We start from the raw sequence: 19,952 nt of genomic DNA, 5'->3' as shown, positions 1-19,952 counted from the left end.
GCCTGACGCGCGGCATATTCTGACGAGACCCCGCTTTCTGTACGAGACCCCCGCTCCGACGGTGGGTGTCGTCGCGGAAGCGGGGTCTCGCACTCCACACCCCGCACCCCGCACCCCGCACCCCCTCACCCCACACCCCCGCCGAGAGGACTCCCATGGCGAGCATCGATGAGGTCGCCCGGCTCGCCGGCGTCTCGACCGCCACGGTCTCGCGCGCGCTGAGCGGGCGCGGCCATGTGTCGGAATCCGCGCGCCTGCGGGTGCAGGAGGCCGCCTCGGCACTCGGGTACGTCGTGTCGTCCCGCGCGTCCAGCCTGGCGTCGGGCCGCACCCGCAACATCGGCGTCGTCGTGCCCTTCCTCGACCGCTGGTTCTTCAGCACCGTGCTCTCGGGCGTCTCTTCGGCGCTGATGCGCGAGGGCTACGACATCACGCTCTACAACATCACCGCCGACAAGGACGTGCGCCGGCACGTGTTCGACACGTTCCTGCGGCGCCAGCGGGTGGATGCCGTGATCGCGGTGTCGATCGAGCTCGACGACGACGAGACGCAGTATCTGCTCGACCTCGGGCTGCCGGTGATCGCGATCGGCGGTCCGAACCCCAGGCTCGACACCCTCACGGTCGACGACGTCACCGTCGCCCAGCTCGCGACCGAGCACCTGATCGGCCTCGGGCACCGAGACATCGCCCACATCGGCGCGAACCCCGAGTTCGACATCGACTTCCACATCCCGACCAACCGGCGCCTCGGCTTCGAGAAGGCACTGGCAGAGGCCGGCATCCCGCTGAACCCCGCCTTCCTCGAGCCCGCCGACTTCACGGTCGAGGGAGGATACCGCGCCGCGAAGCAGCTGCTCGGTCGGCCCGGCCCCCGCCCCACTGCGGTGTTCGCGGCCTCCGACGAGATGGCGATCGGGGCGATCCTCGCCGCACGCGACCTCGGCTTCGCGGTGCCGGGCGACCTCTCGATCATCGGGATCGACGGCCACGAGCTCGGCGAGTTCTTCCGCCTCACCACCGTCGACCAGTTCCCGCTGGGTCAGGGCGAACGGGCGGCGGATGCCGTGCTCGCCAAGCTCACCGAGGGCGATGCCGCCGGCATTCCGCCGGAACTGCCCTACGAGCTGAACGTCCGGGGCACCACCGCTCGACTCGTCGACTAGCCCGGCCCGGGCGAGCTCCCCGACGTCGGCCACGCCCTGACCGCAGTCAGCGCTGAGCGAGTCAGACGCGTCGCAGTGCCTCGCCGGCCGCGTCGAGTGCGCCGTCGGCGAGGGAGAAGTACGCCCACTTGCCGCGCTGTTCACGCGTGATGAGGCCGGCGTCGGCCAAGAGCTTCATGTGATGCGAAACGGTGCCCTGCGACAGGCCGACCGGGTCGGTGAGATCGCAGATGCAGGCCTCCCCGCCCGCTGCCGACGAGATCAGCGAGAGCAGACGGATGCGCGTCGGGTCTCCCAGCGCCTTGAACAGGCGCGCGATCCGCTCGGCCTCGGCGATCGGCAGAGCGGATGCCGAGCGAGGCGTGCAGCACGCGGTCTGCTCGATCGTCACGGGAAGCGTCATGACGTCATCCTCTCACGTATTGACATTCTTCGATACGTGCGCGACGCTTCTCATATTGAAATCTTTCGATCTGAGGAGATGTCGTGTCCGAGCTTCCCATCGTCGTGATCGGCGCGGGGCCTCAGGGTCTCGCAGCTGCGGCACACCTCGTCGAGCGCGGTGAGAACGTCATCGTCATCGAGCGTGGATCGAGTCCTGCGGCGGCGGTCACCGAATGGGGTCACGTCCGGCTGTTCTCTGGGTGGCCGGAACTGACGGATGCCGCCGCGCGCCGTCTGCTCGAGCCGACCGGGTGGACCGCACCGACCGCGGGTTACCCGACCGGGGCGACGTGGGTGAGCGACTACCTGACACCGCTCGCGAATGCCTTCGGCGAGCGGATCCACTACCGCACCACCGTCACGGGCGTCGCACGACAGGGTCGCGACAAGGTCGTCGACGCGGGGCGCAAGAGCCAGCCGTTCGTCGTGCACACCGTCGACGCCGACGGCATCGAGTCCCGCGTCCTCGCCCGCGCCGTCGTCGACGCGAGCGGCACCTGGGGCCTGCCGAATCCCGCAGGAGCAGACGGCTTCCCCGCAGTCGGCGAGCGGACGGCATCCGACCTGATCTCGTACCGCATCCCCGCCGATGTGTCCGAACTCGCCGGCGCGCATGTCGTCATCGTGGGCGCAGGGCACTCCGCCACGCACACCGTGCTGCGCCTGAGCGAACTGGTCCGCCGCTCGGCGGGAACACGCGTCACCTGGCTGCTGCGTCGAGGGAGCGCATCGAACGTGTTCGGCGGCGGTACCGGAGATCAGCTGCCCGAACGTGCCGCGCTCGGCTCTCGCGTGCGAAAGGTGATCGACGACGGCGTCGTCGACGTGGTGACAGGATTCCGCGTCGCCGAGTTCCAGCGAGACGGAGACAGCCTGACGATCGTCGCCGAAGACGGACGTGACGTGGTGGGGGTCGAGCGGGTCTTCGCCCTCACCGGATTCCGGCCCGACACCGACATCCTGCGCGGGGTGCGCATCGATCTCGACCCTGCGCTCGAGGCGGTAGCCGGCATCGCATCCGAGATCGATCCGAACATCCACTCGTGCGGCTCGGTGGGCGCGACCGGTGCCCGACAGCTCGCGCAGCCCGAGGAAGGCCTCTTCATCGTCGGCGCGAAGTCATACGGCCGAGCCCCGACCTTCCTCGCCCTCACCGGGTACGAGCAGGTGCGCAGCGTCGCGGCCCACCTCGTGGGCGACCACGAAGGAGCGGCGCGCACCGAGCTCGCTCTGCCGGACACCGGCGTGTGCGGCGGGTCCGGCGACTTCGACGACGACGCGAGCGGATGCTGCGCCGCGCCGACAGTGCTGCAGATCGGCAGCAAGCCGCTGACGATCCTCGACCCCGCCCGCTCGCTTACTCTGGAGACATCATGACCGACAGCATCCCCTCCGTCCTCTTCGTCTGCGTGCACAACGCCGGCCGTTCGCAGATGGCCGCCGGCTTCCTGCGCGACATCGCGGGCGACCGCATCGAGGTGCGCTCCGCCGGCTCCATGCCCGCCGAGCAGATCAACCCGATCGCGGTCGAGGCGATGGATGAGCTCGGCATCGACATCACCGCCGAGCAGCCCAAGGTACTCACGACCGAGGCCGTGCAGGCATCCGATGTCGTGATCACGATGGGATGTGGCGACGCGTGCCCGTTCTTCCCCGGCAAGCGCTATGAGGACTGGAAGCTCGACGACCCGGCAGGTCAGAGCATCGATGCCGTACGGCCGATCCGCGACGACATCCGCCGTCGCATCGAGGTGCTGACGGGCGAGCTGCTCGGCTGAGCGCCGCAGCTCTCCCCCGCGTCGGTCGCCGTCGCACACGACACGGATGGCTGAAGATCGCCCGGTGGGCTGACGGATGCCGTGGCATTCGTCAGCCCGGCGGGGATCGGTCAGCCGAGTGGGCCGCCGACGGATGGTCGTGACTCAGCGGGCGACGATGAGGCCCTGCGTCTTCTGCTGCGCGGCCTGGAAGCGGCGCTGCACGTCTGACCAGTTCACGAGCTCCCAGAACGCCTTGACGTAGTCGGCGCGCACGTTGAGGTAGTCGAGGTAGTAGGCGTGCTCCCAGACGTCGAGCTGCAGCAGCGGCGTGACACCGAGCGGCGCGTTGCCCTGCTGGTCGAACAGCTGGAAGATGACCGGGCGGGCGCCGACGCTGTCCCACGCGAGCACGGCCCAGCCCGAGCCCTGCACGCCGAGCGCGGTGGCGGTGAAGTGCGCGCGGAAGGCGTCGATCGAGCCGAACGCATCGGTGAGCGCCGCCTCGAGCTCGCCCTCGGGGTTTCCGCCGCCGTCGGGCGAGAGGTTCTCCCAGAACACCGAGTGGTTGATGTGCCCGCCGAGGTTGAACGCGAGGTCCTTCTCGAGCTTGTTCACGGCGGCGAAGTCACCCGACTCTCGGGCCGCGGCCAGCTGCTCGAGGGCGGTGTTCGCACCGGTCACGTACGCCTGGTGGTGCTTGGAGTGGTGCAGCTCCATGATCTTGCCCGAGATGTGCGGCGCGAGCGCCGAGTAGTCGTACGGCAGTTCGGGGAGGGTGTACACAGCGGACATGCTGTTCCTTTCAGTCGTTCTGATCGGTGGGGAGTGAGTGGAATCGACGGTCGAGGTAGACGAGGGGTCGACCCGGCCGCCCGAGCAGCACCTCGTCGATCTCGGCGACCACGACGGTCGACGAGCCGACCGCGACCGTCGACATCGTGTGACCGCGCATCGCGGCGCGCGCCTCGGCGAGATACGGCTCACCGGTCGGAAGCGTGCTCCAGCCCTGTTCGGGCGTGAAGCGGTCGGCGCCGCTCACCGCGAAGCTCTGCGCCAGAGCGGAATGCTCGTCGTCGATCAGGTGCACGACGAACGACTCGGCGTTGAGGATCGAGCCCGCGCTGCCGGTCGCCCTGGTGACCGAGAACACGATCGCCGCGGGGTCGACGGCGACGGATGCGACGCTGGAGGCTGTGAGGCCGACCGGACCCGCGGGAGTCATCGCCGTGATGATCGCGACACCGGCCGGATGCGCGCGGAAAGCCGCTTTGAGCCCTTCGCCGACCACAGAGGGGACGGGGGCCGCGGGATGCTGCTCGGTGCTCATTCGGGTGGCTCCTGTGGGGGAAGGGCGGCGATGATCGGATGGTCCCGCTCGATGACGCCGAGCTTCGCGGCACCTCCGGGCGATCCCATCTCGTCGAAGAACTCGACATTGGCCTTGTAATAGTCCTGCCACTCGTCGGGCAGGTCGTCTTCGTAGTAGATCGCCTCGACGGGGCAGACCGGCTCGCACGCGCCGCAGTCGACGCATTCGTCGGGATGGATGTACAGCGAGCGCTCGCCCTCATAGATGCAGTCGACTGGGCACTCGTCGATGCACGCACGGTCCTTGACATCGACGCAGGGCAGCGCGATCACATAGGTCATGGGGTGGCTGTCTCCGTTTCTGTCACGGTTGCCACCGTATGACCTCAAGTACACTTGAGGTCAAATCGAGGGAGGCCGGGATGTACGCCGACAGTGACGCGGAGCGCAATGCGCACGGCCCCGACGAGCCTCTGACCATCGGCGAGATGAGTCGTCGCACGGGCGTCGCGCCCTCGGCCCTGCACTTCTACGAGGGCCTCGGCCTCATCGCATCCACCCGCACCGCCGGCAATCAGCGCCGTTACGCACGTCACATGCTGAGACGCGTCTCGCTCGTCACGGTGGCGAAGCGCCTCGGCATCCCGCTGTCGGATGTTCACGACGCGTTCGCCGACGTTCCTCTCACGCAGACCCCCAGTCATGAGGACTGGCAGCGCGCGTCGCGGCGCTGGAAGCGCGAGCTCGAGAAGCGCCGTGAGGGGATTGAGCGTCTCGAGCGCGAACTCACCGGATGCATAGGCTGCGGGTGCCTGTCGATGAAGGCGTGCGGGTTGCTCAATCCCGACGACGCCCTCGGCAGTCAGGGCGCGGGCCCGCAGCGCCTCCGCGACGAGGACGCCTGAGCCGCACGAGACCCACGCCGCGCTCGAGACCCACGCCGCCGCACCAGACCCGCACCGCCGCACCAGACCCACGCTCCCGCCATGGGTCTCACCCGCGAACCGCGGCCTCACGNCACGCCCCCACCAGACCCACGCCGCCGCACCAGACCCACGCACCCGACATGGGTCTCACCCGCGAACCGCGGCCTCACGCCACGCCCACACCAAACCCACGCCGCCACACGAGACCCACGCTCCCGACATGGGTCTCACCCGCGAACCGCGGCCTCACGCCACGCCCACACCAAACCCGCACCGCCACACGAGACCCACGCTCCCGACATGGGTCTCACCCGCGAACCGCGGCCTCACGCCACGCCCACACCAAACCCGCACCACCGCACCAGACCAACGCTCCCGACATGGGTCTCACCCGCGAACCGCGGCCTCACGCCACGCCCACACCAAACCCGCACCACCGCACCAGACCAACGCTCCCGACATGGGTCTCACCCGCGAACCGCGGCCTCACGCCACGCCCACACCAAACCCACACCACCGCACCAGACCCACGCCGCCGACATGGGTCTCACCCGCGAACCGCGGCCTCACGGCACGCCCACACCAAACCCGCGCCGCCGCACGAGACCCACGCCCTCGACATGGGTCTCACCCGCGAACCGCGGTCTCGCGAGCAGGCCGATCAGGCAGGGCAGCGCCGAGGCGGGACTCAGGCGACGGTGAACGGAGCGCTCAGCAGCACCTCGTCGCGCGAGCTCGGTCCGACGAGCAGCTCGAACGCACCCGGCTCGACGAGGCGGATGCCGGCGGCATCCACGATCGAGCACTCGGCGACGAGAAGCTCGAGGCGCACGCGCACCGACTCCCCCGGCGCGACGTCGACCTGTCGGTACGTCTTCAATTCCTTATCCGCCCAGCTGACACTCGTCACCGAATCGCGCACGTAGACCTGCACGGTCTCGCGCGCCGGTCGTGAGCCCGTGTTCGTGACCGTCACCTCGGCGACCACCGTGTCGTCGACACCGAGCCGGTCAGATGCCAGCGACAGATCCGAATACGAGACCGTCGAGTACGACAGCCCCTCGCCGAACGCCCAGGCCGGCGACTGGGTCAGGTCGGCGTAGCGGTCGCCGTGCTGTCCGCGGATCTGGTTGTAGTAGGTCGGCTGCTGGCCGACGTGGCGGGCGAACGAGATCGGCAGGCGACCTGACGGCTCGACAGCACCCGAGATGATCTCGGCGAGCGCGCGGCCTCCCTGCATGCCCGGGTTCGCGGCCCAGATGACCGCTGCTGCCTGCGACGCGGATGCCGGCAGCACCAGAGGCTTCGATGCCAGCAGCACGACCACCACGGGCTTGCCCGTCGCGATCAGCGCGTCGAGCAGGGCGTTCTGACCACCGATCAGCTCGAGCGTCGCGGTCGATCGCCCTTCACCCACGAGCTCGATGCGATCTCCGACCACGGCGACGACGACATCGGATGCCGCAGCGGCCGCCACCGCGTCGGCGATCAGCGCGTCGTCGGCCGATGCCGGCACCACCACAGAGGGCCGAGGCTGCCCGTCGGGGAAGGTCGCCCCGCGCGGGTCGTCTTCGAGCGTGAGGATCTCGGCTCCACGAGCGTGCGTGACCGACCATCCCTCGACACCCGAGAGCCCGTCGAGCACGGTCGTGATCATCTCGCGCGGCTGTCCGTCGAGCCAGCCGGCCTGACCCGAGCCACCTGCCCAGTCGCCGAGCTGGGTCTGGGCGTCGTCGGCGAGCGGACCCACCACGGCGACCTTCAACGGCGCTGCGGCGTCGAGCGGCAGCACACCGTCGTTCTCGAGCAGCACGATCGAGCGGCGAGCGGTCTCGAGGTTGAGCTCCGCGTGCGCGGCGCTGCCGACCACGGCATCCATGTCGTCCTGCGGCAGCCGCGGGTCCTCGAACAGTCCCAGCTCGAACTTCAGGGTCAGGATTCGGGCGACAGCGTCGTCGAAGGCATCCTCCGCGAGCAGTCCGTTCGACACCGCCTCGAGTGCTCCCGCGAAGAAGCCGGGGGTGTTCATGACCATGTCGTTGCCGGCCTTCACCGCGGCGGCCGAGGCGTGCGCATAGTCGGGCTGCACCTGCTGCTCCCAGACCATGCGGCCGACGTTGTCCCAGTCCGTGATGAGCGTGCCGGTGTAGCCCCACTCCCCCCGCAGCACGTCGCTGAGCAGCCAGTCGTTGACGGTGATCGGCACGCCGTCGGTGGTCTGGTAGCCGAGCATGAACGTGCGGCACCCTTCGCGAGCCACGCGCTCGAACGGCGGCAGGAACCACGACCGCAGCTTGCGCCGCGAGATGTCGGCCTCGCTCGCGTCGCGCCCGCCCTGCGTCTCGGAGTATCCGGCGAAGTGCTTCGCCGTCGCGAGAATCGCGGTCGGATCATCGAGACCCTCACCCTGGTACCCGCGCACCATCGCCGAGGCGAGCTCGCCGATCAGGAACGGGTCTTCGCCGAACGTCTCGTCGATGCGCCCCCAGCGCAGATCGCGCGCGATGCAGAGCACGGGCGAGAAGGTCCAATGGATGCCGGTCGCCGCGACCTCGACCGCGGTCGCCCTCGCGACCTTCTCGACGAGCTCGGCATCCCACGTCGCCGCCATGCCGAGCTGGGTCGGGTAGATCGTGGCTCCGGGCCAGAACGAGTGGCCGTGGATGCAGTCCTCGCCGACGAGCAGCGGGATGCGCAGCCTGGTCTGCGAGGTCAGTTCGTTCGCCCGCAGGATGCGCTCGGGCGAGGTGTGCAGGATCGAGCCGACGTGCGTGCCGAGCACGTGGTCGTCGAGGTCGTCGCGGGCATCGAGCTGCAGCATCTGCCCGATCTTCTCCTCGACCGTCATGCGGTCGATGAGGTCGGCGACGCGTGCCGCGATCGGCAGTTCGGGGTCGAGGTACGGCAGGGATTCGGTCAGGGTCTGAGAGGTCATCACTCGGCGTTCTGTGTCTTCGTATCGGTCTTCGTCTGGGTCGTCGTCGCTGTCGCCGCGCTCTGCACGGTACCCGAGCCGGTCGTCGGCACGCTGCGCACCGCCGTCACCGGGTCGTTCACATTGAGGCCCTTCTTCTTCATCGCACGGGCGCGCTCGCCCGCAGACCGCAGCCTCGGGTTGACATACTCGTCGATGCCGAAGTTGATGAGCGACAGGGCGACACCGATGATCGCGATGCAGAGGCCTGCGGGCACGTACCACCACCACAGCCGAGGGAACGCGCCGTTCTGCTGCGCCCAGAACAGGATCGTGCCCCAGTTGAGGTTGCTCACCGGGATCACACCGATGAAGGCGAGGGTCGTGAGGCCGAGGATCGCCGCTGTGACGGTGCCGACGAAGCTCGACGCGATCAGCGCCATGAGGTTCGGCAGCATCTCGACCGTGATGATGCGGTGCAGCGGTTCACCGTTGGCTCGGGCGGCCTGGATGAAGTCGCGGTTGCGCAGCGACATGGTCTGAGCCCGCAGCACGCGCGCACCCCACGCCCAGCCCGTGAGTCCCAGCACCGCAGCGATCACGATCAGAGGCGGATTCTCGAACTGCGAGGCCACGATGATGATCAGCGGGATGCCGGGAATCACGAGGAACACGTTCGTGAGCGCCGAGAGCGACTCGCTCTTCCAGCCACGCACGTAGCCGGCGATGACGCCGATCGTGATGGCGATGATCGTGGCGATGATCGCCGAGAGGAAGCCGACGACGACGACGCCGCGCGTGCCGAAGATGAGCTGGCTCAGCACGTCCTCACCCATGTGGGTGGTGCCGAGCCAGTGGTCGAGCGACGGCGGCTGGCGGAGCGCCGTGCGGTCCTTCTGGGTGGGGCCGTAGGGCGCGAGCAGCGGGGCGAAGATCGCGATCAGCACGAACACCCCGAGGATGATCAGCCCGGCGATCGACTTCGGGTTGCGGAACATCGCGAAGGACTGCGTGAGCTGCGACCAGAAGGTCTTGCGGGCAGGCGTCGCATCGCCCGCCGTGCGGAACGTCGCGGTCTCGGGCATCCCGGTGGCGATCGTGCTGCCGTCGGGAGCCGTGGTGTCGGTCGAAGTGGGAACGCTCATGTCAGGCCTCCGTCTGGCGCGTGCGCGGGTCGAGGTATGCGTAGACGATGTCCGCCAGGATGTTGGCGACCAGCACCGACAGCGTGATCACGAGGAACACTCCCTGCATCAGAGCGAAGTCCTTCGCGTTGGTGGCGTCGAGCAGCAGCTTGCCGACGCCCGGGTAGCTGAAGACCATCTCCATGACGATCGTTCCGCCCACGATGAAGCCGATCGACAGCGCGAAGCTCTGAATCTGCGGCAGCACCGCGTTGCGGGCGGCATACGCCCACAGCACCCGCCTGTTCGGCATGCCCTTGGCTTGCGCGACCGTGATGTAGTCCTCGTCGAGCACCGTGAGCATCATGTTGCGCATGCCCAGCATCCAGCCGCCGAGCGAGGCGATGATGATCGTGACGGCGGGCAGGGTGCCGTGCATGATGACCTGCCCGATGAAGTCGAGGCTCCACTCGGGCGATTGTCCCTTGTCGTAGGCGTGCGACGACGGGAACCACTTCAGCGTCGACGAGAAGATCGCGATGGCGATGAGGCCGAGCCAGAAGTACGGGATGGTGTTGAAGAACGTGGTGATCGGGATGAGCGCGTCGAGTCGGCTGCCGCGCTTCCAGCCGACGATCGCGCCACCGACCGTGCCCAGCACGAACGAGATGATCGTCGCGAGACCGACCAGGCCGAGGGTCCAGGGCAGAGCGGATGCCAGCACCTCGCCCACCGGACGCAGGCCGTGCAGGGTCGAGATGCCCAGGTCGCCGCGGAACAGCATCGCCCAGTAGTCGATGTACTGCTGCCACATCGACTTGTCGGAGTCGATGCCGAGCAGGATGCGCAGCGAATCGGCCGCCTCGGGGCTGATGTTGCGGTTGCGGGCGAGGTACGAGCTGACCGCATCGCCCTTCATGAACCGCGGCAGGAAGAAGTTGATCGTGATGGCCGCCCACAGTGTGAACAGATAGAAGCCGGCGCGTCCGGCGAAGAAGCGCCACGGCACGACCTTGCGCCCCTTCTGCGCGGCGGTGGCTGTGGTGCCGACCTCGAGCGCGTCGCGGTTCTCGTCGTCGACCAGCGGAAGCTGGGGGGATGCGGTGGTCACTGTGCACCTCCGTGCGAGCCGGCCGTCGCGAAGTGCTTGTCGGGGTCGGGAGACGCCGCTCGCAGTTCGCGCGTGTAAGGGTCCTTCGGGTTGAGGATGACGTCGTCCGCGTCGCCGAACTCGACGACTCGCCCCTGGTTGAGCACCATGATCCTGTCGCTGAAGTGACGGGCGGTGGCCAGGTCGTGGGTGATGTAGAGCACTCCGAGGCCCTCTTCGCGCTGCAGATCGGCGAGCAGGTTCAGCACACCGAGGCGGATCGACACGTCGAGCATCGACACCGGCTCGTCGGCGACGAGGAGAGCGGGTCGCGAGGCCAGGGCGCGGGCGATCGCCACACGCTGCCGCTGGCCACCCGACAGCTCGTGCGGGCGGCGGTCGATCACGGCATCCGCGTCGAGCCGCACGCGCGCGAGCAGGCGACGCACCTCGGCCTCGGTCTCTTTCTTCGGCACGACGTCGTCGAGGCGGATCGGCCGCTCGAGGTGGTACCTGATCGAGTGGTACGGATTGAGCGAGGCGAACGGGTCCTGGAACACCATCCGCAGCTGCTGACGGTAGGTGCGCAGGCCCTTGCCCCGACGCGGGATGGGCTTGCCGTCGAGAAGAACCTCACCCGATGAGGGCGTCTCGAGCTGGGTGAGGATCTTGGCGATCGTCGACTTGCCGCTGCCGGACTGACCGACAAGGCCGATGGTCTGGCCCGACTCGAGCGTGAAGCTGACGTCGTCGAGGGCCTTGAGCCGTCCGGCGCCTCGGACGTTGTAGATCTTGGTGACGTTCGTGAACTCGAGAGTGGTCATCGGGTCAGCACTCCTCGTGCACCGGTGAGACGGGGGAACGACGACAGCAGCGTCTTCGTGTAGTCGTTCTGCGGATTCGTCCAGATCTGCTCGGCCGAGGCGAGCTCGACGATCTCGCCCTGACGCATGATCGCGATGCGGTCGCTGATCTCGAGCAGCAGGGGGAGGTCATGGGTGATGAAGATCACCGAGAAGCCGAACTCGTGGCGCAGTTGCGAGATCTGCTTGAGGATCTCGCGCTGCACGAGCACGTCGAGCGCGGTGGTCGGCTCGTCCATGACCATCAGCTGGGGCCGCAGGGCGAGCGCCATCGCGATCATCACACGCTGGCGCATGCCGCCCGACAGCTCATGCGGGAACGAGCGAGTGCGCTGCCGACCGACCTTGACGATCTCGAGCAGCTCCTCGGCTTCAGCGCGACGCTGCCGGCGGGTCATGTCGGGCCGGTGGATCTCGAAGACGTCCTCGAGTTGCGACCCGATCGTGGCCACCGGGTTGAGCGCGTTCATCGCGCCCTGGAACACCATTGAGACCTTGTCCCAGCGGAACTTCTGCATCGCCTCGACGTCGAGGGCCTTGATGTCGACGTCGACACCGGATGCATCGTGGAACGTCACACTGCCGCCGGCGATCACGGCGGGTGCCCGAAGCAAGCGCTGCACTCCGTAGGCGAGTGTCGTCTTGCCGCATCCGCTCTCTCCGGCGAGGCCGAGGATCTCGCCGCGCTGCAGTTCGAGCGTCACGTTCTTCACCGCCTCGACGGGCGGATCGACGTCGTACACGACCGAGAAGTCGCGCACGCTGAGGAGGGTGTCTGTCATGGAATGTCCTTCGTCGGTCGGGAGGTGGGAGCCCTTCGACAGGCTCAGGGACCAGGGGACCTGCCCACCAGGTGCGAGGCCTTCGACAGGCTCAGGGACCCAGGGGAGCTGCCACCAGGTGCGAGCCCTTCGACAGGCTCAGGGACCCAGGAGATCTGACCACGAGGCCGGCCTCTGGGCCACTGAGCCTGTCGAAGTGCGCCTACTCGGCCGGCTTCAGCTTCGTGAGGATCATCACGATGTTCTGCTGCGTCGGGTCACCCGAGGCGTAGGGGTCCTCCTCCGAGGGCCACCCCACGTAGTTGCGGGTGTTGTACTGACCGAGCAGCGGGTGTGCACCGAGCGGGATCGCCGGCACCTGGTCGACGAAGATCTGCTCGAGCGTCGTGATCGCCGACGTGCGCACGTCGTCGGACGACGCGTTGGCGTAGGCGTTCAGCGCCTCGGTGGCTGCCGGGTCGTCGAATCGGCCGAAGTTGAACCCTGCGATGCCCTCGGGCGAGATCCACCGCGGGTCCATGGTCGACGTGTACAGGCCGTATGCCGTGCCGCTGTCTTCGAGCCAGTGGATGATCGCCGAGAACGTGCCCTCGTCACGGGGCCCTGCCCAGCCACCCCAGTCGGGCATGTCGATCTTGACCTCGGCGCCGATCGCCTCGGTGACGTCTTCGGCGATGAGCTCCTGCGCGGTGTTCCAGTCGCTCCAGCCGGAGGGAACCGAGAGCGTGAACGAGACGGGCGTGCCGTCGGGGTCGATCAGCGCGTCGTCCTTCCACGTGTAGCCGGCGCTCTCGAGCAGGTCGCGCGCCTTCTCGGCGTCGACCGAGTACTCCTGGCCCTGGAACGCGGGCTGGATCTCGTCCTCGAGGATCGACGAGAGTCCGGTCACCGACCAGACCGGCTCGCTCGCACCCTCACGGGCGATGTCGACGTAGGCGTCGCGGTCGATGACCCAGGCCAGCGCCTGACGGAACGCGACGTCGTCGAACGGCTTCTCCTGCAGGTTCATGAACAGCGTGGCGGACCCGGTGGTCGGTGCCACGAAGTACTTGTTGTGCTCGGGGTCGGCGTCGAGGAACTGCTCCTGGATCTGCGGGATGAATGCCTGAGCCCAGTCGGCCTCGCCCTGAGCGAGCGCGGTGGTGAGGGCCGTGTTGTCTCCGTACGAGACGTAGTGCAACTCGGGAACCGCGAGGTCGCCGCCCCAGTAGTCGTCGCGAGCCTCGAGGGTGACCGACTCGGTCGACCAGTTCGAGAGGGCGTAGGGGCCGGTGCCGACGAGGTCGTCGCCCTTGACCGGGTCGGTGGCGGGCTCGTCGAGGTTCTCCCAGATGTGCTTCGGCACGATCGGCACGTGCAGCACGCGGGCCTGGTTGACGTACTTCGACTCTCCGAAGGTCAGTGTGACGGCGTCGCCCTCGACGGTCGCACCCTCGAACTTGAGGCCGGCGGTGTCGAGCTCGGGCGTCGAGACGAGCTCATAGGTGAAGACGATGTCCTCGGCGGTGAACGGCTCGCCGTCGCTCCACGTGACGTCCTTGCGGGGCACGACCGTGACGGCGGTGTAGTCGTCGTTCCACTCGATGCTCTCGGCGAGCCAGGGGGTGACCTCACGGTCGCCGGTCTGGTTCACGAGGCCGAGCGTCTCGAAGATGACCTTGGCGTAGCCGTACTTCGAGGCCGACGAGTCGCCGACGTACGGGTTGTTCGACTCGGTGGTGATCGCTCCGTCGGGCTTGGCGATCGTGAGGGCTGCGCCGCCGGCACCGGCGTCACCGTCGCCCGATCCTCCGGCTGCACAGCCGGCGAGGGCCGAGACGCTGAGGGCGGAGATCGCCGCGAAGGCGATGAGGGACTTTCTGAGCTTCATTGCTTCTCCTTGGGCACGGGTCTTTGTGCTGTGTGAGCGCCGGCTGACGAGCATCCGACGCCTATTTGCTTACTGGCGAGAAAGTAAGCTGATGCGAGGTTACCCGCCAGTAAGTAGAGTTGCAAGTACGATCCAGTGCAGGATTCGGTGCAGAAGAGGATGGACCATGTCGAAGGATGCTGTCGCCCACACGTCCGTCCGCCCTGCCACCCGCGAGAAGCGGGAGCAGATCCTCAAAGCGGCCGTCGAGATCTTCGGCAACAAGGGGTCGACCAACGGCACGCTCGCCGACGTCGCCGAGCAGGTCGGCATCACCCACGCGGGAGTGCTGCACCATTTCGGTTCGAAGCAGAAGCTGCTGCTCGAGGTGCTCGCCTACCGCGACCAGGCCGACGTGGCGAACCTCGCCGAGAAGCACATCCCGGGCGGCCCCGAGCTGTTCCTGCACCTCGTGCGCACCGCGATCGCGAACGAGCGTCGCCCCGGCATCGTGCAGGCCTACACCGTGCTGTCGTCGGAATCCGTGACCGACAACCACCCCGGCCGCGAGTACTTCGAAGACCGCTACACGACCCTGCGCCGCGAGGTCACCGACGCGTTCCATCTGCTGTGCGCGCAGGAGGGTGTGACCGAGCCCGAGACGGTCGCGACCGCCGCCGCCAGCATCCTCGCCGTGATGGACGGCCTGCAGCTGCAGTGGCTGCTGCACCGCGACGTGATCGACCTGGGCGAGGCCAGCGAGTTCGCGATCCGCGCGATCGTGAACGGCGTGCTGCACCCCGGGCCCGCACTGGAGTCCTACCGCCGCGACTAGGCTCGGGGCCATGACGATCGACCTCGAAGCGCTCTACATCGACCTGCACCAGCACCCCGAGCTCTCGTTCCAGGAGACCCGCACCGCCGGCATCGCCGCCGGGCATCTGCGCGATCTGGGGCTCGAGGTGCACGAGGGCGTCGGCGTCACCGGCGTGGTCGGGGTGCTCGAGAACGGCGACGGTCCCGTCGTCTGGGTGCGCGCCGACATGGACGCCCTGCCCGTCGGCGAGGAGACCGGCCTCGCATACGCGAGCACCGCGACCGGCATCGACCCCTCAGGCACCACCGTGCCCGTCATGCACGCGTGCGGACACGACATGCACGTCACCGCGATGATCGGCGCGGTCGAGAAGCTCGTCGCCGAGAAGGCCGACTGGTCGGGCACCGTGGTCGTGCTCATTCAGCCCGCCGAGGAGTACGGCGCCGGATCCCGCGCGATGCTCGACGACGGACTGCGCGACCTCGTGCCGCACCCCGACATCGTGCTCGGACAGCACGTGACCCCGCTTCCCGCCGGCACGATCGGCGTGCGACCCGGTACGCAGATGGCGGCATCCGACGGCCTGACCGTCACCCTTCACGGCCGCGGCGGACACGGCTCGCGCCCGCACTCGACGATCGACCCGGTGGTCATGGCTGCGGCGACCGTCATGCGCCTGCAGACCATCGCCTCTCGCGAGGTCGACCCGCGCGACGTCGCCGTGGTGACGGTGGGCTCGATCCACGCCGGCCTCAAGAACAACATCATCCCCGCCGAGGCGAAGCTCGAGCTCAGCCTGCGCTACCCGAACGACGAGATGCGCGACAAGGTGCTCGCGAGCGTCGAGCGCATCGTGCGCGCCGAGGCAGCGGCATCCGGCGCCGAGCGCGAACCCGAGATCCGCACCGACCACACCCTGCCGCCCACGATCAACGATGCGGATGCCACGGCACGCGTCACGTCGGCGCTGCAGCGCGCACTCGGTGAGGCGTCGGTGATCGACCCCGGCATGTTCACCGGCAGCGAGGACGTCTCGTGGTTCGCCCGCGACACCGGAGCCCCGCTCGTGTTCTGGTTCTGGGGAGGGGTGGATCCGGCGACCTTTGCGGCGTCGGCCGCCGCGGGGACACTCGACAAGGACATCCCCACGAACCACTCGCCGTTCTTCGCGCCCGTGATCCACCCGACCATCGAGGTCGGCGTCACCGCGCTGTCGACGGCCGCGCGGGAGTTCCTCGGCTGAGGCGGCTACTCGCCGTTCACAATTCAGCACGAGCGGCCAGGACCGTGCCGGATTCGCACCCTGAGCCCGCGGAACGCACGTTCTCTGCTGAATTGTGAACAGGAAGTCGCGCAGCCGCATGCTGCTGCGTGCCCGACAGCGCGACTCGGCCGCCGGAGTGAGGCCGCGACGAGGCAACCTCATGCCGTTCATAATTCAGCACGGACTGACGGTACCCCGTCGGAAATACGCCCTGAGCACGCGGAACGCACGTTCTCTGCTGAGTCGTGAACGGGAAACGAGCGAGCTCAGCCGCCGATGGCGTTCATGCCGCGGGCGGGCTGCAGGAACGACGGGTCGTTGATGGCGTGGCCCGGCAGCTTGCCGTGCACGCACGAGCGCAGCATGGCGCCGATTCCCTCGGCACGGTGATCCGCATCGGATGCCTCGTCACCACGAAGCACGTCGATCAGGTCGTACTCGGCGTTCGAGAACAGGCAGTTGCGCAGCTGGCCGTCGGCGGTCAGGCGCAGTCGGTCGCACGCGCCGCAGAAGGGGGCGGTGACCGAGGCGATGACGCCGACCTCGTGGGGTCCGCCGTCGATGCGCCACTTCTCGGCCGGTGCTCCTCCACGACCGGGAACGGGCTCGAGGTTCCACCGCGCACCGAGCTTCTCGAGGATCTCCTCGCGCGTGACCATCGAGGCGCGGTCCCACGTGTGGCCGGCGTCGAGCGGCATCTGCTCGATGAAGCGCAGCTGTGCGCCGACCTCCATCGCGAAGGCGACCAGGTCGGGCAGCTCGTCGTCGTTCACTCCGCGCATGGCGACGGTGTTGAGCTTGAGCGGGCGCAGTTCGGATGCCGCCGCTGCCGCGATGCCCTCGAACACGTCGTCGATGCGGTCGCGGCGGGTGAGGTCGGCGAAGCGCTGACGGTCGACCGTGTCGATGCTGATGTTCAGCCGCGTGAGGCCCGCGTCGATCAGCGCGGGCAGGTGCTTCGCGAGCGTGATGCCGTTCGTGGTCATTGCGACCTCGACGGGGCCGTCCTCGCCCTGGATCGCGGAGACCCGGCGAACGACGTCGACGATGTCGGCGCGCAGCAGCGGTTCGCCGCCCGTGAGCCGGAAGGTGCGGATGCCGAGCGATGCGGCGACCTGTGCCACCTCGACGATCTCGTCGGTCGACAGGATGCTCGTGCGAGCGAGCCATTCGTTGCCCTGCTCGGGCATGCAGTAGGTGCAGCGCAGCGAGCAGCGGTCCGTCAGCGAGATCCGTAGGTCGCGGTGCACGCGACCGTGGGTGTCGACGAGTCCCTGCGACGCGGGCGCGGCGGCGTCGAGGACCGCGGCGCTCGGCGCCCGCATCCCGATCACGACCGGCACAGCCGTCATCGCTCGTTCCCTCTCCCCGACATGTTCCGAGACTACCCGCGCCTCCGGCGCCGGGGCCCATGCAGGCACGACAACCGGCATATTGCCAGGTCGCGAACCTTCAGTGCGGGTGCTCAACGGTTTCCACTCGTCCAAGCGTGATCCTCGCCTCGCACCAGTCGGCGACGCCGTCTACTGCTGCGGTCGCTGCGGGGCCGTCAAAGCCAGAAGAGCTGGGGTCGAAGAATCTGATTCATATGGGTGGATCCACGCCCGCACCTCGAGCGCGCTTGCAGGCGCCGTACTCAGCGCCGATGTCCAGTGTTTGACGATTCCGACGACGCGGTAGTCACCATTCGGACTCATCTCCTCTCCCGCCAGGAGCAGGTTTTTGTCCCGTTCCTCATTGGCGAGAATTTCGTCCGCGCGTCGGAGCATGGCCGGGGTGTTCTGTGAGTGGACAACGACGAGGTGAGGGCCCAGAAGCGGCCCCAGCTCAGACTCGACGCGCTCGACATCAGTGGCCGCGACAACGACTGCGAAATGCTCGGCGTCGTCCACCACGACGAAATGCAATGCTGCTTCTTTCTCGACCAGCTCTCCAGCAACCGACCGAGCGACGGAGAGATCGATCCCTGCCCGGCTGCCAGCAGCAGAAGGTAAAGTCACAAGAGCCTGCGTACCCAATGACGGCGGCGGCGCAAGGACTGCGGCGTCCTCAGCTACCGGAATGATGTCCCGGACCGCGACTGCTCCCTCGCGAACCCACACTCCTCGCACCTCGACGTACCCGTGGGTCAAGCGATCGAGATCTGAAGATGCTTCCAGGTGAATCCTGGCATCGTCCATAGCAAGGCGGATCTCGGGTGATGGTGAGACCACCGGAATCAACCACGAGTCGTGTTCGTCTTGGCGGACGAGTCCGCGGGCTGCAATCGTGTCCCCCACTGTCGCCCCTCTCGAAGTGTCTGACATCGTCACCATCTCCTTTCCTCACACAGACGCTGGTGCAAGACCCTCCCACGGTGCCACCGCTACCGTTCGGAGACGAGTTCTGGTCTTATCGACCACGTCGAATGAGACGCTGACGGCAACGAGCCTTCATCCTCCGCATCCACCGCGAGATCGTCTGTAGGCCATTCGGGGGACAGGACTCTCGCGACCCAGCCTCATCAGCTCGTGCGCCACTGAACACATCAGTACAGTCCCTCGATGGAGACGATGCACCCTACGACGTATGCCGGTATGTAGCGCTGCTGGCAAAGATTTCGGTGCTCGAGCAACCGGTCGGCAAGCGCGACGGCATCCGCGGCATCGTGCGTGACCGCGACGGTGGTGATCGAGACGAGCTGGTCGCGCAGCACCCGCCTGATGTCGGCAACCGTCTCGGGATCGAGGGCCACGAGCGGCTCGTCGAGCAGCACGACGCGAGGGGATGCGGCGAGCGCGCGCCACGGCCACCCGCTGCTGCTCTCCCCCGAATCCCCGGCATATTGCCATGCTCGGAAACGGCATCGATCATGGCCGGAGTCGATGAGAGGACGAGGGTGAGCGAGACACCGCAGAGCGAGAGTCGGGACATGCTTCCCCGTCGGACGCTGCTGTGGGGCGGCACGCTGATGCTCGCGTCCGCGGCCACCTCTCTGGTGGTGACCGCGCTCTCCCCCCTGATGACGTGGGAATTGCGGGGGTCGAGCATGCTGCACGCGGTAGCGCCGACGCTGCTCCTTGCAGCGCTGATCGTGCTCGCCCTCGGGGTGGGTGGCGACGGCGTCATGGGACGGAGCATCGTGGGGAAGGCCGCGCTGATCGGCTTCGGCATCAGCCACGCATACGGCGCGTGGATCTCCCTCCTCGGCCTCGATCTCAACGAGTTCCTCGGCTATGGACTGGTCCTGTTCCCGGTGGTCGATCCCGTGCTCCTGGCGGTCGCCGTGATCGTCCTCGCCGTGAAGGGCACTCTGCCCGGACTGTGGCGCTTCGCGCCCGCGCTCATCGTCGCGGCGCTCTTCGCTCGCTTCTGGCACGCCGTCATCCTCCACCCCGACCCCCTGCCGGCGCTCAGCCTCTCTGCATCCGTCACGATCGCGCAGCTTCTGCTCGGCGGTCTGGCTCTGGGACTCTCCGTCCGCGGCCGACGCGTCACCGACCGCGCGCACCGACCGGACTGATGCGCGTCGCGGTCACGATTCGTCGATCGGATCGACGGGGAACAGCACCGATTCGTCGACTCGGAGGGCCAGCACATCGCCGGGATGCGGGACCGGATAGATGTCGTTGAACTGGAAGACCGTGATGTGGTCGACGCAGAAGC

20 protein-coding genes are annotated in these 19,952 nt (G+C 67.9%); 7 read left to right on the top strand and 13 right to left on the bottom strand.

Annotated features, from left to right (window positions below; translation table 11 throughout):
* The first annotated feature begins 155 nt into the window (after positions 1–155).
* Entirely contained in the window at positions 156–1,166 is a 1,011-nt protein-coding gene (locus tag IXW21_RS05225; RefSeq protein WP_194763196.1) for a LacI family DNA-binding transcriptional regulator, read from the top strand.
* A 61-nt stretch (positions 1,167–1,227) separates the two neighbouring features.
* Here IXW21_RS05225 and IXW21_RS05220 read toward each other — a convergent pair whose 3' ends face one another.
* Positions 1,228–1,569, bottom strand: coding sequence for an ArsR/SmtB family transcription factor (locus IXW21_RS05220; RefSeq protein WP_194763195.1), 342 nt, complete (start codon positions 1,567–1,569; stop codon positions 1,228–1,230).
* A gap of 83 nt (positions 1,570–1,652) precedes the next feature.
* Between IXW21_RS05220 and IXW21_RS05215 the strand changes: the two genes are divergently transcribed.
* Both IXW21_RS05215 and IXW21_RS05210 read left to right on the top strand, forming a co-directional pair.
* Entirely contained in the window at positions 1,653–2,987 is a 1,335-nt protein-coding gene (locus tag IXW21_RS05215; RefSeq protein ID WP_194763194.1) for an FAD-dependent oxidoreductase, read from the top strand.
* Positions 2,984–3,388: an arsenate reductase ArsC gene (locus tag IXW21_RS05210; RefSeq protein ID WP_194763193.1), complete on the top strand. Its 405-nt coding sequence runs from the start codon at positions 2,984–2,986 to the stop codon at positions 3,386–3,388. The genes IXW21_RS05215 and IXW21_RS05210 overlap by 4 nt, the downstream gene beginning before the upstream one ends.
* Before the next feature lie 144 nt (positions 3,389–3,532).
* On the opposite strand, the gene IXW21_RS05205 is transcribed toward IXW21_RS05210, so the two are convergent.
* Genes IXW21_RS05205 through fdxA form a run of 3 tightly spaced genes read right to left on the bottom strand, consistent with a single transcriptional unit; the run spans position 3,533 to position 5,020 of the window.
* On the bottom strand, positions 3,533–4,162 hold the full coding sequence (locus tag IXW21_RS05205) for a superoxide dismutase (RefSeq protein ID WP_194763192.1): 630 nt from the start codon (positions 4,160–4,162) through the stop codon (positions 3,533–3,535).
* Positions 4,163–4,172: 10 nt separating this feature from the next.
* Positions 4,173–4,697: a flavin reductase family protein gene (locus IXW21_RS05200; protein WP_194763191.1), complete on the bottom strand. Its 525-nt coding sequence runs from the start codon at positions 4,695–4,697 to the stop codon at positions 4,173–4,175.
* Complete coding sequence (gene fdxA, locus IXW21_RS05195; protein WP_194763190.1) at positions 4,694–5,020, bottom strand: ferredoxin; 327 nt, start codon at positions 5,018–5,020, stop codon at positions 4,694–4,696. Before fdxA ends, IXW21_RS05200 begins: the two co-directional genes overlap by 4 nt.
* Positions 5,021–5,100: 80 nt before the next feature.
* Between fdxA and soxR the strand changes: the two genes are divergently transcribed.
* Positions 5,101–5,583, top strand: coding sequence for a redox-sensitive transcriptional activator SoxR (gene soxR / locus IXW21_RS05190; RefSeq protein ID WP_194763189.1), 483 nt, complete (start codon positions 5,101–5,103; stop codon positions 5,581–5,583).
* Between the two features lie 709 nt (positions 5,584–6,292).
* Here soxR and IXW21_RS05185 read toward each other — a convergent pair.
* From IXW21_RS05185 to IXW21_RS05160, 6 genes are all read right to left on the bottom strand, one after another.
* Complete coding sequence (locus IXW21_RS05185) at positions 6,293–8,539, bottom strand: glycoside hydrolase family 3 N-terminal domain-containing protein (protein ID WP_194763188.1); 2,247 nt, start codon at positions 8,537–8,539, stop codon at positions 6,293–6,295.
* Positions 8,539–9,663, bottom strand: coding sequence for an ABC transporter permease (locus tag IXW21_RS05180; protein WP_194763187.1), 1,125 nt, complete (start codon positions 9,661–9,663; stop codon positions 8,539–8,541). Before IXW21_RS05180 ends, IXW21_RS05185 begins: the two co-directional genes overlap by 1 nt.
* Before the next feature lies 1 nt (position 9,664).
* Positions 9,665–10,753: an ABC transporter permease gene (locus IXW21_RS05175; protein WP_194763186.1), complete on the bottom strand. Its 1,089-nt coding sequence runs from the start codon at positions 10,751–10,753 to the stop codon at positions 9,665–9,667.
* Positions 10,750–11,556 (bottom strand): ABC transporter ATP-binding protein, encoded by an 807-nt coding sequence (locus tag IXW21_RS05170; RefSeq protein ID WP_194763185.1) that lies wholly within the window; start codon positions 11,554–11,556, stop codon positions 10,750–10,752. Before IXW21_RS05170 ends, IXW21_RS05175 begins: the two co-directional genes overlap by 4 nt.
* Positions 11,553–12,377 carry an ABC transporter ATP-binding protein gene (locus tag IXW21_RS05165; protein WP_194763184.1) on the bottom strand — a complete coding sequence of 275 codons (825 nt, stop codon included), beginning with the start codon at positions 12,375–12,377 and terminating at the stop codon, positions 11,553–11,555. The genes IXW21_RS05170 and IXW21_RS05165 overlap by 4 nt, the downstream gene beginning before the upstream one ends.
* Positions 12,378–12,579: 202 nt before the next feature.
* Positions 12,580–14,247 carry an ABC transporter substrate-binding protein gene (locus IXW21_RS05160; protein WP_194763183.1) on the bottom strand — a complete coding sequence of 556 codons (1,668 nt, stop codon included), beginning with the start codon at positions 14,245–14,247 and terminating at the stop codon, positions 12,580–12,582.
* A 166-nt stretch (positions 14,248–14,413) separates the two neighbouring features.
* Between IXW21_RS05160 and IXW21_RS05155 the strand changes: the two genes are divergently transcribed.
* Both IXW21_RS05155 and IXW21_RS05150 read left to right on the top strand, forming a co-directional pair.
* Positions 14,414–15,061: a TetR/AcrR family transcriptional regulator gene (locus IXW21_RS05155; protein WP_194763182.1), complete on the top strand. Its 648-nt coding sequence runs from the start codon at positions 14,414–14,416 to the stop codon at positions 15,059–15,061.
* Positions 15,062–15,071: 10 nt separating this feature from the next.
* Positions 15,072–16,286 carry an amidohydrolase gene (locus IXW21_RS05150; protein WP_194763181.1) on the top strand — a complete coding sequence of 405 codons (1,215 nt, stop codon included), beginning with the start codon at positions 15,072–15,074 and terminating at the stop codon, positions 16,284–16,286.
* A 287-nt stretch (positions 16,287–16,573) separates the two neighbouring features.
* On the opposite strand, the gene moaA is transcribed toward IXW21_RS05150, so the two are convergent.
* The 3 genes from moaA to IXW21_RS18655 all read right to left on the bottom strand — a co-directional run bounded on the left by moaA (position 16,574) and on the right by IXW21_RS18655 (position 19,062).
* The gene (moaA, locus tag IXW21_RS05145) at positions 16,574–17,659 is read right to left on the bottom strand and encodes a GTP 3',8-cyclase MoaA (RefSeq protein ID WP_194763180.1); all 1,086 of its coding nucleotides are present in this window, start codon (positions 17,657–17,659) and stop codon (positions 16,574–16,576) included.
* Between the two features lie 171 nt (positions 17,660–17,830).
* A complete protein-coding gene (locus IXW21_RS05140; RefSeq protein WP_194763179.1) occupies positions 17,831–18,622 on the bottom strand; it encodes a hypothetical protein in 792 nt (263 codons plus the stop codon).
* A 212-nt stretch (positions 18,623–18,834) separates the two neighbouring features.
* Positions 18,835–19,062 (bottom strand): hypothetical protein, encoded by a 228-nt coding sequence (locus IXW21_RS18655; RefSeq protein ID WP_416361086.1) that lies wholly within the window; start codon positions 19,060–19,062, stop codon positions 18,835–18,837.
* A 156-nt stretch (positions 19,063–19,218) separates the two neighbouring features.
* Here IXW21_RS18655 and IXW21_RS05130 point away from each other — a divergent pair, with 156 nt between their 5' ends.
* A complete protein-coding gene (locus IXW21_RS05130; protein WP_194763178.1) occupies positions 19,219–19,809 on the top strand; it encodes a hypothetical protein in 591 nt (196 codons plus the stop codon).
* Positions 19,810–19,952 lie beyond the last annotated feature (143 nt).

The sequence above is a fragment of the Microbacterium sp. UFMG61 genome, from assembly GCF_015354505.1.
Classification (GTDB): Bacteria; Actinomycetota; Actinomycetes; order Actinomycetales; family Microbacteriaceae; genus Microbacterium.
This window is presented reverse-complemented; position numbering and strand designations above follow the sequence as displayed.